Raw genomic sequence first — 15,214 nt, forward strand, 5'->3', positions numbered from 1 at the left:
ATATCATCCCATATTACTTATCATATTAACACTTTATATATTTTTTTTATTATCACAAAAAATGAATAAACAATTTTATAATACCCGATACATGATAAATTTAATGCATACATAAAAAGACTATTCCGGCATTCATATGCTAACATATTTTTTCTATACTTACCACATTTATTTTTAAACTCTACAGACGTAAAAATATTTGCTTTAAACGCTCTACTAACTATCAAATAAGACATATTGCATACACATAGATCAAAACAAGATGTCCCACTTGTCAGTTTTGAAAACTTTTTCAATAGCATTTTGCAATATTCAAAATCATGAATACTATATGTCTTTACTATTGAATTGAGATTTATATCCTGTACATAATGATAATAAGCGTTCGAAATATATGCGATCTTTATGTTATTTTTCAATAATGAGACATTAGTATAAAGATCTTCACAAAAAGAAAAATTTTCAGGAAATTTTACATTATAGATATTATAGCAGGCTCTCTTTATTAGTTTATTACAGCAGCTTCCATGCAAATGCTGGAAAAGTTCACACATAACTCTTTCATGATCCAAAACTGTCGGTTTTTGATTACAATATATTTGTTTATTACCTGCATTTACAAAGAAATCACATATCAACATATCTGCACCAGATTCTATTGCTTTTATATACAGTTCCTCCAACATATCCGGTTCAACCCAATCGTCAGGATCAGCATGTATGGTGTATTCGCCAACAGCGTTATCCAAACCACATTGCCGAGCACTAGACACTCCACCATTCTCCTTATGGAATACCCGTACACGAGTATCCTTTCTTGCGTATTCATCGCAGATTTCTCCACTACAGTCTGGACTACCATCATCTATCAGTAATATCTCAAAATTAGTGAAGGTCTGCACCAACAGACTATCCACACAACGATATAAATAAGCTTCTGCCTTATAGACAGGAACTATGACTGACACTTTAGGATTTTCAAGCATAAGAACTAATCTATTTCAAATTTTCCCGTAAAAAAGCCAAAGAGATATCTTTCATCTCCTCTCTCTTTCTATTCACAACGATCCAATCGATAGGCTTCTCAAGCAAGGAGATATCCATATCATCAGTAACTAATCGATCCTCTAGACCATACATACGCAACAAGGAATAAAAACGAGCCATCCCACGCCCCTGATTAGCTATCACCAAGAAAGGTTTATTAAAAATTATACTGAACACTGCGCCATGAAAACTATCACACACAACGAAACTGGCATCCATAAATCCCCTCAGCCATTTGGTCACCGGAGGGAACACACATTGATTGATATTTTTCATCGTCTCTCCATTCAAAGGTTGAATCGGCATTACAGTGAAAGGAGATAAATGTAAGTATTCCGCCACCTCATTTACTATCCGATTCTTCGTTTCATTCTTATCCAATATGTAACAAAGCATATTTCCATCACATGAAGATTCATTCTCCTGTTCCACTAAAAACTCGTAATCTTCTTTGTCAAGAAGCATGGTCGGATCAAGTACAGGGATAGCCTTCACGCCCAAGTATTTTGAACATAGCGTTACACCAGACTCCTCACGTACCGATACAGCTTGAAAAGTTTGGACTAATTGCCTGCAACAATCTGTTTCCCGGGAAGAATACTCCCACGTATCCACACCAAAAGAAGCCGCATACGCTACTCTCCGCACATCCATCCCTCTGGTAAAATCAAGAAATGAATGGTATATGTCCACGTTATACTTAGGCCGCCACACTTGATCACTACCCACCACGAATGCCTCTATATGATTTTCTCGCACATAACAGGCAGACTCATTAGCATCAATCATCTTCGTAGAATGCACTAGATATTTGTCAATAAAAGAATCGGTATACCTTGCAATGTGCTTTATTTGACTTGGTTTCGCCACAAACGGATAACGTCGTCCCTTTCCTTTTCCAATCAATTTCAGTAAAAAAGTCTTAACTGCAGAGGCTAACAACTGAAACAATCCGATCTGGCAATTCGGTTGATCCATGGTAACGACCTCATGCCCTATACGGCGTAATACGGTTTGTAACGCATAATTTTGCAGCAATCCCCCATAATTGAAACCTAACGGTTGTGTAATAATACCAATCTTCATGATATTTTTTTCAATTTATCCTTCAATCTATCAAGAAGTCCCAACCTTAGCAAAATCACAGACAACAACCTATGGCAACGTTGGCAAAAGGAAATACTTGTCAAACTTGCCACCCGCATTTCTATCGTATTCATCCGGTTTCCATAAAACATATTCCGATATCGATTAAGGTTCACGGAACGAATCAAGGCTGAATTTGCAGCAACCACATCATCAAAAGTAACCTCATAGTTAATAGTTGCAATTTCTCCCCAGATTTCCTTTCCTTTCTCCGTACTCACCATCACCACGCTCACGCCTTTATTGTCATCTATCTCAGGCATCACATTTTGTATTCCCCAAAAATCCCCAATCGTAATATCACTTCCACTCTTCAAACTCTTCGCCGGACAAGCATGACAACTCGGACGTAAATACAAATCTGCCAAGAAGCCTCGCAGGAAAATATTCTTGTTTAAAGGCTCTGAAAGCAAAACTATTTTTTTTTCTCCGTGTCCATTGGACACAGAGATAGTGAGAGCAAAACTGAATTTTTTCCAACCTAGGCATTTGTTTCTAAACGAGATGCTCTCAATGTGAGCGTCTCTGCCATTTGATATAGGGTGAGACAAAATTAATTTTTTTCCACCGCACTGGCGTGCGGTTTCCTCCTTCAGATATTCTTGCCATACACCCGGACTCGGAACGCCATGACAAACGAAATCCACCATCAAAAGATTATCATATTCTTTCCTGAGGAAACGTTTCAAACCCGCAACCTGACAAGGAGTACCAGAAAATAGAACCTTACGATCTTTTTTCAAAAACTCTTCTACCTGTGAATAACATTTACCCACTCTACTTTGTACATATTTAGAACCCCGAAAAGCAGATAAACCTTCTATCGTTTCTACATAATCATGGATTACATCCCACTCTTCATTGAATCTGGCACCAAAAACAACACCACCCTTAGCTATTACTTCTTCTGCTAACAACGTAAAAATTCCCCCGGAAGAACTAGCCATACGAACCTCTTCATTCAAATTCTTTGCAGCATAAACTCCTTCCGGCATTCTTGGTTCCCCCTGATTAATTACAGGGCAAACCTTTTCACATAAACTACAATCAATACAAAGCGATGAGTCCACTTTGGGATAAAGAAAACCTTCATCATCCTCTACCATTGTAATACAATGTTTTGGACAGCGTTGCACACAAGCCCAGCAACCACAGCACTTTTCCTTACTATCTATATTAATCATACATTATCTCTTTATCAATTTCAGGAATATGCCACTAAATAGCGAACGTTCTGAAGCATTCATAGCCCCAAACCAGGAAAGAGGAAGATAGAATAAAGAAAATAAAACAATACCACCGGCTAAACGAGTAATATTTGATATGTCAATATTCATTTTCCATATAAGCAAGAGAGAAAATAATGTTACAATAAGAGGAATAATTGACATTTTTCCTATCTCTTTCCAAAATTTTATAATATCTATATCTTGTTTTCTTTGATAATAAATATTCATTACCACAACTTGTCCTGCCGTAAGGGCTAAAGCCGTTGCAAGAGCACAACCTATGCCACCATAACTTTTTGCCATTGGAATAGATAGTCCCAAACTAGCGATAGCTATGATCACATATAAAATAGATCTAAACTTCATTTCATTACGAGCCTGTAAAATCGTAATTCCAAGATTTTGAATTAATGGAACCGTTAAGGGTATAAAAAATAACAGAGAAATCCAATAAGCATTTTCATACCCTTCGCCTGCCCAAAGTTGAATAAATTGACGACCAAATATTATAAAACCAGTTAATACGAAAGCTATTACAATAAATTGAATGCGTCCTGTTCTGATAAATAAATCAGAAATTACTTTACGATTTTCATTCCGTGTCACCATCGCCATTACTTTAGGTAAAAACAAACCGGAAATAGCGGTAGAAAACATAATATATAGATTATGCAATTGTATAGCTACTGCATAAACGGCAACCACCGCTGCACCCTGAAAAATACCTAAAACAAACTGTCCTGTACTCCAATAGATCCGGTCCATTATAGCATTCAAAAATATCCAGAAAGAATAAATAGACACTTCTTTCAAAAAGCCCCATTTAAAATGGGTAAAGCGTAAACGGACATGTAGCTTTCTCTTGCAGTAAATCCAATTGATTACTAAAGTGGCAACATTAAAAAAGGTTGTCACGACTACCATTGCCACAGCCTTATAGCCTAACAAAAGCAAAACGATCATTACAATTGGATTCAGAAGAATACGGGCAATATTTATAACTTTTTGGAATACAAAATTTTCATAGGCTGTAATAATAGCTCCCCAAATACTCATAGGAAATGTAAACGCCAGATTAAAAGCCATCAACAACAACATCAACCGTATTTTACCCATCTCATCTACCGTCATATGGGTATCAAACAAACAATCTACATTAGCCACTAACAGTACACCTAAGATAAATGCTAACGCACTAATAAACAGATAGAGCAGAAAAAACATACCGAACATTTCATATTGTTCTTCTTGTTTACCTTCTGCACGATATTTGGCGGTATAGCGGACGATCGCATTACCAAAACCTAAATCCAAAACAGTTAAATAAGCAATTACAGAAGCTGCCAATGAGTAGAGCCCAAACTCAGATTGTCCTAGCATACGCAACATAAATGGCGTATAGAGCAATCCTATTAAAGTATTCAACCCTAAAACCACATAAGAAAGTAAAGCTCCAGCTTTAAGTTGGTCCATTCTCGTATTGGAAGTTCTATATTATACTTAAGCTAAATCTGTTTTGGCTAAATAAAATATTCAGATAATTACCTTTTATAAATACCACAAAAATCTAATATAACCTTACCTTTCGTATAAGATAATTCTTTAAATGGATCATGTGCCGTTAAAAACACCACAATATCCGCCTTCTCATAGGCTTCTTTATAATCGGTCAGTTTAAACACTTTGTGCTCTTTCACATTTGGCTCAACAATCAGAATATCCGCATTATTACAGGCTTGCATCACTTTGGTTGTAATATATTTAGCCGGAGATTCACGCAAATCGTCAATATTAGGTTTAAAAGCAAGTCCCATCATAGCAACAACCGGTTTGCGGTGATGCTCTAATTCAAACCTTAATATGGCATTCTGTACCTTTTCGGCACACCAGAAGGATTTGTAATTATTGATTTCTCGTGCTTTGGATATCAATTGCGACTCGTACGGAAATTCGGCTGTGATGAAATAAGGGTCTACAGCAATACAATGCCCTCCTACTCCCGCTCCAGGCTGCAGAATATTGACACGCGGATGCTTGTTGGCTAATTCGATCAGTTCCCATACATTGATACCGGCTTTGTCGCAGATGAGTGAAAGTTCGTTGGCGAAAGCGATCTGCACATCACGGGATGAATTTTCCGTCAATTTACACATTTCTGCCGTTTTACTATTCGTCTTATGCAAGGTTCCCTGTACAAACCGACCATAAAATTGAATGGCCTTTTCCGTCGATTCTTCATTGATTCCTCCAATCACACGATCGTTGTGGACTAATTCATAAATGACATTTCCCGGTAAAACCCGTTCCGGACAATAGGCGATATATATTTTATCTTTCAATTCCGGCCGCTCTGAAAAAATCAGACTTTGCATCTTTTCAGTAGTTCCCACCGGAGATGTTGACTCTATTACATATAAATCTCCTTCCTTCAAATAAGGAAGAACGGAGCGGGTGGCTGCTTCCACATAAGAAATATCCGGTTCGTGATTACCTTTGAACGGAGTGGGCACAACCATAAAATAAGCATCGCTGATTTCAGGAGTGGTAGAAGCTTTCAACAATCCTGCATTTACAACTTCTTGCAAATACTCTTCCATCCCTGGTTCAATAATATGAAGTTTACCTTGGTTTGTCATTTCCACCACACCCGGATTGATATCGACACCTAAAACATTTATTCCATGCTTTGCTGCAATGATAGCTGTGGGAAGTCCAATATATCCCAACCCCATAAAACATGCTTTCATAATTTTTCTGTTTATAAAAAACTTATTTATTCTTATTCTTACAATATTTCAAAATCCAACGATATTCCTAAAAGTCTACATTAAGTAGACTTTTCTGCCAGATGTTTTTTCCGTATCCTGTCAAACCATAGATTAAGGCCTGTCCAAACAAGAATATCAAATCCTATCAGAATATTGTTGTCAATATATGATATCAAACAAATATTCACACCGCTAAATAAGCAAGCCATAATCAATATCAATAACATAGCTTGCCACTGCGTTAACCCCATATTCAATAATTTATGATGAATATGATTCTTATCGGCAACAAATATCCCCTTATGGCTGCGCCAACGTACAAACATAACCCTCATCACATCGAACATAGGGATAATTATTGTTGAAAATGCAACAATGATTGCCCCATCCGAGTAAGGTATAATATCAGGAGCACAAACAGAATAACGGATAATTAAGAAAGATAGGATATAACCTAATGTCAGGCTACCGGTATCCCCCATAAAGATTTTCCGGCATCGTTCGACTTTGCCAAATACATTATAATAGAAAAAGGGGACTAGCACTCCGAACGAAGCAAATGCAAGCATAGCATACATCCATAAATGATTATGAATATACAAGCAACCTAGAATGATCAACGATACACAACTCAAACCTGAAGCCAGGCCATCGATACCATCAATCAGGTTGATCGCATTACATATAAACACAATCAATAAAATAGTCAATGGTATTCCGAGCCAGGGAGTTAATTCATGAATCCCCAAGATGCCATACAGATTGTTTATCCATAAACCGGATAAAGGGATCATGGCGGCTGCTATAATCTGTATAACAAACTTCGAACGATAACGTAACCCCACCAGATCATCTTTTATCCCGGCAAGGAACAGTAATGTTAACCCACAGACCAAAAAATAAAATTCCGGTATGATAAAGCACAACATCTCCTCCGGAATCTCGTAACCGATAAGGTAACGAAGCCCCGTTGTAAAGGATAATGTAAAGAGAATAGAGGGAGCAAAAGAGAGACCTCCTAAACGAGGAATAATGCCCTGATGGACTTTTCTTTCGTCAGGAATGTCAAATAACCGCTTCCGGAAAGCTACAACCAATATCCGCGGTATAATAAAAGAAGAAAGTAGGATCGAAATTATCACCCCTGTGATAATCAACATAATACTAGCCATTTTTCATTGTTTTTAGGGCACAAAAAAGTTCGTCAGTCACAAATCGTAACGACGAAAATGACTAGCAAAAACGATCGTTTTTTTTAGTCATTTTCATGTATCGATAAAATGTTAATTTTAAACTTCTAATTTTGCATTATGGCATGTTTCACAAGGGATGATGATTTTTTAATTTTGTTTATTCAATTTTTTATGCATACTTTTGCGGTGACTAAAAAAAACGATCGTTTAATCTAGCCATTACTCATTATTCAAGAAATAGCCCACATCTCTTATTTTTCCTTATATATAGCTGTTACACAATAAAATAAATATTTCATTCACAGGTTTAAAATTGTAAGAAGAAGCAATTTTGAAGTTACTAAAATCCGGTTCAATTACAGGCTTTCCACTATGAAAACAGACCTCACATTTTACATATCAGACGCTGCATAAAATTTTATCTACCCTACACAAAAAAAAGAGGCTACCTCACGGTAACCTCTTTCCTAACGCAACGAATGAATTATTAATACTTATACTTATTTCTCATTACTTCTTGCAGTCGCAAGTAGAATAAGCTACTAACATCCAAACCAATTTTTCCTGTTCTTTCAGATAATCGCTCATCAGTGCAACTGTAGCTTCATCTCCTGCTTCCGATGCAAGGGAAAGAAGTTTACGTTCTTCCGCAATAAACTGTCCGTAAGTGTTCAGGACATTTTCCAAAGCCTCATCGCCACAAGAAACACCTGATACTTCTTTTACTCTTGCCACTTTCAGATATTCACTGAATTTGTTTACAGGTACACCACCCAACATCAAGATACGTTCTGCCAGTTCGTCTACCTTTTCGGCTGCATCGTCATACATTTCTTCAAATTTACTGTGAAGTACGAAGAAACCATGTCCTTTAATGTTCCAATGAAATCCGCGCAGGTTTGTATAGAATACCTGGTAATCGGCCAATAACTGCTGTAATGCTTCTACTACTTTGTTTGCTGCTGATGCATCTAAATGCAAATAATCTAATGTTTTCATAATTCTTAATTTTTATATGTTATACGTTTTTGTTTTTCTATACTGCAAAGATACACTAGATATAAACATCTGTCAAACAGATAATTACTATACACTAATAGATAAAATCTATCAAAACAATTTCACCTTATACAAAGATTTAAAGTAATACGCTACATAACAGAATTTTTATATCTTTGTAATTGATTTTCGTAAGGATTAATATCATGAGAATTGAAAGACAATGAATATACAGCAACTTGAGTACATCCTTGCGGTAGACACATACCGCCATTTTGCCAAAGCGGCAGAACATTGCAGAGTGACACAGCCTACCCTCAGTATGATGATCCAGAAACTGGAAGACGAACTAGGGATCAAACTATTCGATCGTAATATGCAGCCGGTCTGCCCTACTCCAGCCGGACGCAAGGTAATTGACCAGGCACGTACGGTTCTTTATCAGGCTTCCCTGATCAAAGATATCGTTAATGAAGAAGAACAGTCGCTGAAAGGTACATTCCGCCTGGCAGTACTCCCGACCATCGCGCCGTATCTGCTTCCCCGTTTCTTCCAGCAGTTGTCGGAAAAGCATCCGGAACTGGATATCCGTATCCTGGAAATGAAAACGGCTCCGACCATGGCAGCCATACTGAACGGAGAGATCGATGCTGCTATCATTGCCAACCAACCGTCGGAAAACCAGTTGCAAGGCGATACATTATATTATGAGCAATTTTTCGGGTATGTTGCCAAGAACGATCCGGTCTTCAAAAAGGATCTGATCCGTACCGCAGACATCAGTGACGAACATCTCTGGCTGCTGGATGAAGGACATTGTTTCCGCGACCAGTTGATGCGCTTCTGCCAGATGGAGAAAGTAAAACTGCGTCAGGCTGCCTACCGCCTGGGAAGCCTGGAAACATTCATGCGAATGGTAGAAAGCGGAAATGGCGTCACTTTCATACCGGAACTGGCAACTCTGCAACTCAGCGAGGAACAAAAAGCACTGGTACGTCCTTTTGCAATCCCTAAACCGGCACGCGAAATCGTCTGGATCACCCGCAAGGATTTTATCCGCCATACGATCGCAGGCATGCTGATCGAGAGCATTAAAAAGTCCGTTCCGAAAGAAATGTTGACACTGCAAGCCGGATTAAAAGTAGTCTGAACATTATTTTTATAGGGTAACACAAAAAAAATATCACTTTTCGCTTGTAGTTTCCAAAAAAGCGTTACTTTTGCTGCGTATTTAAAAACAAACGAGACAAATGAATCGATTTAGCTTTACATATTTCTTTTATTACTTTTACTTTAGCAAAGTGAAGGCAGGAATTTATATGTAAAGCGTTGATGATAGATAATATGTATCAATAATAATATGAAGTCCTGCCGGTTACGGTGGGACTTTTTTTATGACTTTAAGACAGAAAGATGAAAAAGAGAGTAGCAATTCAGGGAATAGCCGGTTCGTATCACGACATCGCAGCCCGTAGCTTCTATGAAGGTGGAGAAATTGAGATTGTTGGATGCAATACATTCAGAGATGTAATCACGACCATCAAGAAAGACTCCACGATATTGGGTCTGATGGCCATCGAGAATACGATTGCCGGAAGCCTGCTGCAGAATCATGAACTGATACGTGAAAGCGGTCTGCGGGTGATCGGTGAATACAAACTGCGTATTTCGCATTCGCTGGTTGCACTGCCGGGTACGACGATACACGAAATAACGGAAGTCAACTCCCACCCGATCGCACTGATGCAATGTACCGACTTCCTCGATACCCTGCCGAACGTGAAGATGGTGGAAAAAGAAGATACCGCCATGAGCGCCCGCTGGATTTCCGAGAATAACCTGAAAGGACACGCCGCCGTCTGCGGTAAGCTGGCTGCTCAAATATACAACATGGAAATCCTTGCCGAAGGGATCGAGACAAACAAACGAAACTTCACTCGCTTCCTTGCCCTGGCAGACCGATGGACGGCTGAAGACATGCTTGAAAAGGCAGACATCAACAAATCCTCACTGGTATTCGCTCTCCCCCATACTTCCGGTAGTCTTTCCAAAGTGCTCTCCATCCTCTCTTTTTACGACATGAATCTTTCTAAAATACAATCGCTCCCGATCATCGGACGCGAATGGGAATATTTGTTCTATATCGACCTGACATTTACTGATTATACCAGATACAAACAAGCATTGGATGCGATCATACCATTAACAAAGGACTTAAAAATTTTAGGTGAATATGCAGAAGGAAAACAAAGTGTGTAATATCACACCTGCCGACCGTGTCGGCAGCGTACAGGAATACTACTTCTCGAAGAAACTGAAAGAGGTAGCCGAAATGAATGCCGCAGGCAAGAATGTAATCAGCCTGGGCGTAGGTAGTCCCGACCTGCCTCCTTCGGAACAGACGATCGAGACATTGTGCGAACATGCCCACAATGCCAATGAGCATGGTTATCAGCCGTATGTAGGTATTCCGGAATTACGTAAAGGTTTCGCAGACTGGTACAAGACCTGGTATGATGTGGAGTTGGACCCGAAGACGGAGATCCAGCCGCTGATCGGATCCAAAGAAGGTATCCTGCATATCTCACTGGCTTTCCTGAATCCGGGCGACGGCGTATTGGTTCCCAACCCGGGCTATCCGACCTACAGTTCGGTAAGCAAGCTGGTACAGGCAAACCTTATTCCCTATGAACTGAAAGAGGAATTGGGGTGGCAACCGGATTTCGAAGCACTGGAAGAGAGCGATCTTTCCAATGTGAAGCTGATGTGGGTGAATTACCCCAATATGCCGACCGGAGCCAATGCTAGCATGGAGCTTTTTGAAAAGCTGGTTGCTTTCGGACGCAAACACGGGATTATTATATGTAATGACAATCCATACAGTTTTATCCTGAACGAGCATCCGCTAAGTATCCTCAGTGTGCCGGGAGCAAAAGACATCTGCATCGAAATGAATTCGATGAGCAAGGCGCACAACATGCCCGGATGGCGTATGGCTATGCTGGCTTCAAATGCACAGTTCGTTCAATGGATACTGAAGGTTAAGAGCAATATCGACTCGGGCCAGTTCAAACCGATGCAGCATGCTGCGGTGGAAGCCCTGAAAGCTCCGAAAGAATGGTACGACAATATGAACCGTACTTATCGCAGCCGCCGCGACCTGGCCGGACAGATCATGCATGCTATAGGATGTACGTATGATGAAAACCAGGTAGGCATGTTCCTTTGGGGAAAAATTCCGGCAGAAGCGGAAGGCAGCGAAGCGCTGGCAAACAAAGTGTTGTACGAGGCCAATGTCTTTATCACTCCCGGATTTATTTTCGGCTGCTGTGGCGAACGTTATATCCGCATCTCCCTTTGCTGCAAGAATGAAGCATTACAGGAAGCATTAAACAGAATCAAACAATTAGAAATAAACAAATAAAAGTATACAATCATGGAAATGGAATTAGAATCAATCTTATTACCCGGTGTGGACCCTCAGCGTCCCATCATCATCTCGGGACCGTGTAGCGCCGAAACAGAAGAACAAGTAATGGAGGCAGCTCAACAGCTTGCATCGAAAGGTGTTAAAATATTCCGTGCAGGGATCTGGAAACCACGTACAAAACCGGGAGGATTCGAAGGTATCGGTGCAGTCGGATTACAATGGCTGAAACGTGTGAAAAAAGAGACAGGCATGTATGTCGCTACCGAAGTGGCAACGAAAGACCACGTATTCGAAGCTTTGAAAGCAGGGATCGATATCTTGTGGATCGGCGCCCGTACAACCGTCAATCCATTCGCCGTACAGGAGATTGCCGATGCGTTGAAAGGGGTAGATATTCCTGTCCTGATCAAGAACCCGGTAAACCCGGACCTGGAATTGTGGATCGGTGCATTCGAACGTCTGTACGGAGCCGGTATCCACAAACTGGGAGCTATCCACCGCGGATTCAGCTCGTATGACAAGAAGATGTACCGTAACCTGCCGCTGTGGCATATTCCTATCGAACTGCGCCGCCGCATGCCGAACCTGCCGATCTTCTGCGATCCTAGCCATATCGGTGGTAAACGCGAACTGATCGCTCCGCTTTCACAGCAGGCTATGGACCTGAGCTTCGACGGTCTGATGATCGAATCTCATCCGTGTCCGGATTGTGCATGGAGCGATGCTTCACAGCAAATCACTCCGGATGTGCTGGATTATGTTGTCAACCTGCTGGTTATCCGTAACGAGACACAGACAACGGAAAACCTGGCCGAACTGCGCCGCCAGATCGACGGTATCGACGAACAATTGCTTGAGTTGCTGGCTAAACGTATGCGTATCTCCCGTGAGATCGGTGTGTATAAGAAGGAGCACAACATGCCCATCCTACAGTCACCGCGTTACAGCGAAATACTGGAAAAACGTTCGGACATGGGACAGACAATGGAGCTGAATGTTGAGTTTGTAAAGGAAATATTGAAAGAGATACACGAAGAGTCTGTTCGTCAGCAGATGATCATCATGAATGAATAAGAAATGAAGATATTAATATTAGGTGCCGGAAAGATGGGTTCTTTCTTCACCGATTTGCTGAGTTTTGATCACGAAGTAGCTGTATTGGAAAATGATCCGAAGCGCATGCGTTTCATCTACAATGCTGTACGGTTACAAAAGCCGGAAGAGGTGGCAGACTTTGCTCCCGAACTGGTTATCAATTGCGTTACGTTGAATTATACGATCGATGCGTTCAAAACCGTTCTTCCTTATCTGCAACCGTATTGTATTATTTCAGATATCGCTTCCGTGAAGACGCATCTGAAAGAGTTCTACGAAACCTGCGGATTCCCGTATGTCTCCACTCACCCGATGTTCGGTCCGACTTTTGCCAATCTGGGAAATCTGGAAAAGGAAAATACGATCATCATATCGGAAGGTGACCATTTGGGAAAGATCTTCTTCAAAGATATCTATTCCAGCCTTCGCCTGAATATACGTGAATATACGTTTGAGGAACATGATAAGGTGGTTGCTTATTCTTTAGGTATACCGTTTGCTTCGACCATGGTATTTGCCGCCATCATGAAACATCAGGATGCACCGGGTACAACGTTCAAACGTCACATGAAGATTGCACGCGGATTGCTGTCTGAAGATGATTACCTATTGACAGAAATTCTCTTCAATCCACGTACTCCGAAACAGATTTCCCGGATACAGGAGGAATTGAATATCCTGCAAGATATCATCAAAGATAAAGATTCCGATGCGATGAAGGAGTATCTGACTAAGATTCGTAAGAATATCGAGTAATGAACCGATAAATTCCACTGTCGTCTGTGAACTCGCTGACCTGTTTGAGCGAAGCCGGTTCACAAACGACAGTAAACATAAGATCCGCAATAGCAAGGCAGATGCAGGGGATGTTAGAGATTATCTTCCTCCTCTCTTAATAAAAACATAACGATAACGATTCTTATTTCCCCGGGTCTGTAAATATAACAGGAATAGTATATCTGCATTCTATAAAACGAGGTTGCTGATAGCAACTGGTTGCCGGCTTCCAACGCGGCATAAGTCGAAGTACCCGCAAAGCCTCTTCATCAAATTCAGGAATATTACTACTGCGAATAACTTCAAAATCCTTCAACTCTCCATACGTATTTATAGTATATGTACAAGTAACCTTCACATTCTTATTCGAACCGATATACGAAGAAGGATATTGTACATGTTTCCTGATAAACTCTAAACAGGCAGCACTACCGCCTGGAAACTCCGCTACCGATTCATAATTGACAAACAGCTGTTCTTTCTGTTTATCCCATGCTTCGCGTATTTTCTGCCGGGTATAATAACGTTGCGGACGGAACGAGACATAAACTGCGTACATACATTCCACCCGTTTGCCGGCTTTATCATAGGCCGGAAGCCAATGCGACATTGTATTTATCAGACGCTTTACCTCTTTTTCACAGGCAGGCTCACTACTATCCAGCGTAAAAACATCTTTTACCATTCCCATTGTGTCTATCGTAAACTGGCAAACGGCGTAACCACCCCTGTTTGCTTTTAACATATCTGCCGGATACTCCATCTTATTATAAAAATACGCTTCAATATCTACAAAACCGGGGAATTGAGGTTCCTCACTTAACTCCACCGGATTCTTCTGTTGTAATCCCAGCTGCCAGATGCCGCGATAAACCGGATTACGGACAGTATCGACAGGTTCTTTTTCCAATTTCTCCAAAAGGGCGGCAGCAGCCTGCTTCGTCAAAGCCCAATCAGTCTCATTCCTGACAATCCGGCTGTAAACGGAATCTCCCAGGTCGGTCAATTCGCGGCACAAAGAACCGACCTCAGGTGCCCATTTCAAACCGACGCTCACTTTTCCACAAGTATCCGTAGAAGCGAAATAACAGGTATACCCATCCAGGCCGAGACTATATCCGTCTGCATCTTCTGCCAGCAGGAAGGCACGGCGGAACAGATTCGAAAGCAGGTCATATAACTCCCGGTCAGCCAATGCTTCCATCGTTTTAGCTGATAATTCGTCTGTAGAATAATGAAAAAGGTTATGGCCCTCAACCGCTTTGAACCGATAGATATCGTCCAACTGTTCTATTTCCCAGGCTTTACAATCGTTCATGCAATCCTTATTCATAAAGAAAGCCTGCGGAACGGAAGAAAATGTCGTACGCAGGAAGTTAGTACCAACCATTTCGGCAGAAAGAGTATCATGAGTGAGTTCAAGATACCGGTCTTTTACCTGTGCACCCAAATCGGCCAACGAAAACAGGTACACGAATAGAAATCCTATGATTCGCATAAACAGACCCTCCTATTAGACGTTATACTGTT

General features: G+C 40.6%; 13 protein-coding genes. 5 read left to right on the plus strand and 8 right to left on the minus strand.

Annotated elements, in window-relative coordinates; translation table 11 throughout:
• Positions 1–20: 20 nt before the first annotated feature.
• The 7 genes from DWW23_RS22815 to DWW23_RS22845 all read right to left on the minus strand — a co-directional run bounded on the left by DWW23_RS22815 (position 21) and on the right by DWW23_RS22845 (position 8,382).
• A complete protein-coding gene (locus DWW23_RS22815) occupies positions 21–986 on the minus strand; it encodes a glycosyltransferase family 2 protein (RefSeq protein ID WP_122356531.1) in 966 nt (321 codons plus the stop codon).
• A 10-nt stretch (positions 987–996) separates the two neighbouring features.
• A complete protein-coding gene (locus DWW23_RS22820; protein ID WP_122356533.1) occupies positions 997–2,133 on the minus strand; it encodes a polysaccharide pyruvyl transferase family protein in 1,137 nt (378 codons plus the stop codon).
• Entirely contained in the window at positions 2,130–3,377 is a 1,248-nt protein-coding gene (locus DWW23_RS22825) for a Coenzyme F420 hydrogenase/dehydrogenase, beta subunit C-terminal domain (RefSeq protein ID WP_122356535.1), read from the minus strand. The genes DWW23_RS22820 and DWW23_RS22825 overlap by 4 nt, the downstream gene beginning before the upstream one ends.
• A gap of 3 nt (positions 3,378–3,380) precedes the next feature.
• A complete protein-coding gene (locus DWW23_RS22830) occupies positions 3,381–4,895 on the minus strand; it encodes an oligosaccharide flippase family protein (RefSeq protein WP_122356537.1) in 1,515 nt (504 codons plus the stop codon).
• Positions 4,896–4,963: 68 nt separating this feature from the next.
• Entirely contained in the window at positions 4,964–6,169 is a 1,206-nt protein-coding gene (gene wecC / locus DWW23_RS22835; protein ID WP_122356539.1) for a UDP-N-acetyl-D-mannosamine dehydrogenase, read from the minus strand.
• 80 nt (positions 6,170–6,249) lie between these two features.
• Positions 6,250–7,362: an MraY family glycosyltransferase gene (locus DWW23_RS22840; RefSeq protein ID WP_122356541.1), complete on the minus strand. Its 1,113-nt coding sequence runs from the start codon at positions 7,360–7,362 to the stop codon at positions 6,250–6,252.
• Between the two features lie 531 nt (positions 7,363–7,893).
• Positions 7,894–8,382, minus strand: a complete 489-nt coding sequence (locus DWW23_RS22845; protein WP_122356543.1) for a Dps family protein — start codon at positions 8,380–8,382, stop codon at positions 7,894–7,896.
• A 223-nt stretch (positions 8,383–8,605) separates the two neighbouring features.
• On the opposite strand from DWW23_RS22845, the gene DWW23_RS22850 reads away from it, so the two are divergent.
• The 5 genes from DWW23_RS22850 (at position 8,606) to DWW23_RS22870 (ending at position 13,663) form a co-directional block, all read left to right on the plus strand.
• Positions 8,606–9,532, plus strand: a complete 927-nt coding sequence (locus DWW23_RS22850; protein WP_122356545.1) for a hydrogen peroxide-inducible genes activator — start codon at positions 8,606–8,608, stop codon at positions 9,530–9,532.
• 263 nt (positions 9,533–9,795) lie between these two features.
• Positions 9,796–10,641, plus strand: a complete 846-nt coding sequence (locus tag DWW23_RS22855) for a prephenate dehydratase (protein ID WP_122356547.1) — start codon at positions 9,796–9,798, stop codon at positions 10,639–10,641.
• Complete coding sequence (locus DWW23_RS22860; RefSeq protein WP_122356549.1) at positions 10,616–11,806, plus strand: pyridoxal phosphate-dependent aminotransferase; 1,191 nt, start codon at positions 10,616–10,618, stop codon at positions 11,804–11,806. The genes DWW23_RS22855 and DWW23_RS22860 overlap by 26 nt, the downstream gene beginning before the upstream one ends.
• A 12-nt stretch (positions 11,807–11,818) precedes the next feature.
• Positions 11,819–12,886 (plus strand): bifunctional 3-deoxy-7-phosphoheptulonate synthase/chorismate mutase type II, encoded by a 1,068-nt coding sequence (locus DWW23_RS22865; protein ID WP_183671854.1) that lies wholly within the window; start codon positions 11,819–11,821, stop codon positions 12,884–12,886.
• A 3-nt stretch (positions 12,887–12,889) separates the two neighbouring features.
• Complete coding sequence (locus tag DWW23_RS22870; protein WP_122356551.1) at positions 12,890–13,663, plus strand: prephenate dehydrogenase/arogenate dehydrogenase family protein; 774 nt, start codon at positions 12,890–12,892, stop codon at positions 13,661–13,663.
• A 163-nt stretch (positions 13,664–13,826) separates the two neighbouring features.
• Here DWW23_RS22870 and DWW23_RS22875 read toward each other — a convergent pair whose 3' ends face one another.
• Entirely contained in the window at positions 13,827–15,182 is a 1,356-nt protein-coding gene (locus DWW23_RS22875; RefSeq protein ID WP_122356553.1) for a TonB family protein, read from the minus strand.
• Positions 15,183–15,214 lie beyond the last annotated feature (32 nt).

This window comes from Parabacteroides sp. AF14-59 (assembly GCF_003479515.1).
GTDB lineage: Bacteria > Bacteroidota > Bacteroidia > Bacteroidales > Tannerellaceae > Parabacteroides > Parabacteroides faecis.

Coding starts and splice junctions, on each gene's coding strand:
- DWW23_RS22855 (WP_122356547.1), top strand. CDS start 9,796: ATGAAAAAGAGAGTAGCAATTCAGGGAATAGCCGGTTCGTATCACGAC.
- DWW23_RS22865 (WP_183671854.1), top strand. CDS start 11,819: ATGGAAATGGAATTAGAATCAATCTTATTACCCGGTGTGGACCCTCAG.
- DWW23_RS22870 (WP_122356551.1), top strand. CDS start 12,890: ATGAAGATATTAATATTAGGTGCCGGAAAGATGGGTTCTTTCTTCACC.
- DWW23_RS22875 (WP_122356553.1), bottom strand. CDS start 15,182: ATGCGAATCATAGGATTTCTATTCGTGTACCTGTTTTCGTTGGCCGAT.
- DWW23_RS22815 (WP_122356531.1), bottom strand. CDS start 986: ATGCTTGAAAATCCTAAAGTGTCAGTCATAGTTCCTGTCTATAAGGCA.
- DWW23_RS22820 (WP_122356533.1), bottom strand. CDS start 2,133: ATGAAGATTGGTATTATTACACAACCGTTAGGTTTCAATTATGGGGGA.
- DWW23_RS22825 (WP_122356535.1), bottom strand. CDS start 3,377: ATGATTAATATAGATAGTAAGGAAAAGTGCTGTGGTTGCTGGGCTTGT.
- wecC (WP_122356539.1), bottom strand. CDS start 6,169: ATGAAAGCATGTTTTATGGGGTTGGGATATATTGGACTTCCCACAGCT.
- DWW23_RS22830 (WP_122356537.1), bottom strand. CDS start 4,895: ATGGACCAACTTAAAGCTGGAGCTTTACTTTCTTATGTGGTTTTAGGG.
- DWW23_RS22850 (WP_122356545.1), top strand. CDS start 8,606: ATGAATATACAGCAACTTGAGTACATCCTTGCGGTAGACACATACCGC.
- DWW23_RS22860 (WP_122356549.1), top strand. CDS start 10,616: ATGCAGAAGGAAAACAAAGTGTGTAATATCACACCTGCCGACCGTGTC.
- DWW23_RS22845 (WP_122356543.1), bottom strand. CDS start 8,382: ATGAAAACATTAGATTATTTGCATTTAGATGCATCAGCAGCAAACAAA.
- DWW23_RS22840 (WP_122356541.1), bottom strand. CDS start 7,362: ATGGCTAGTATTATGTTGATTATCACAGGGGTGATAATTTCGATCCTA.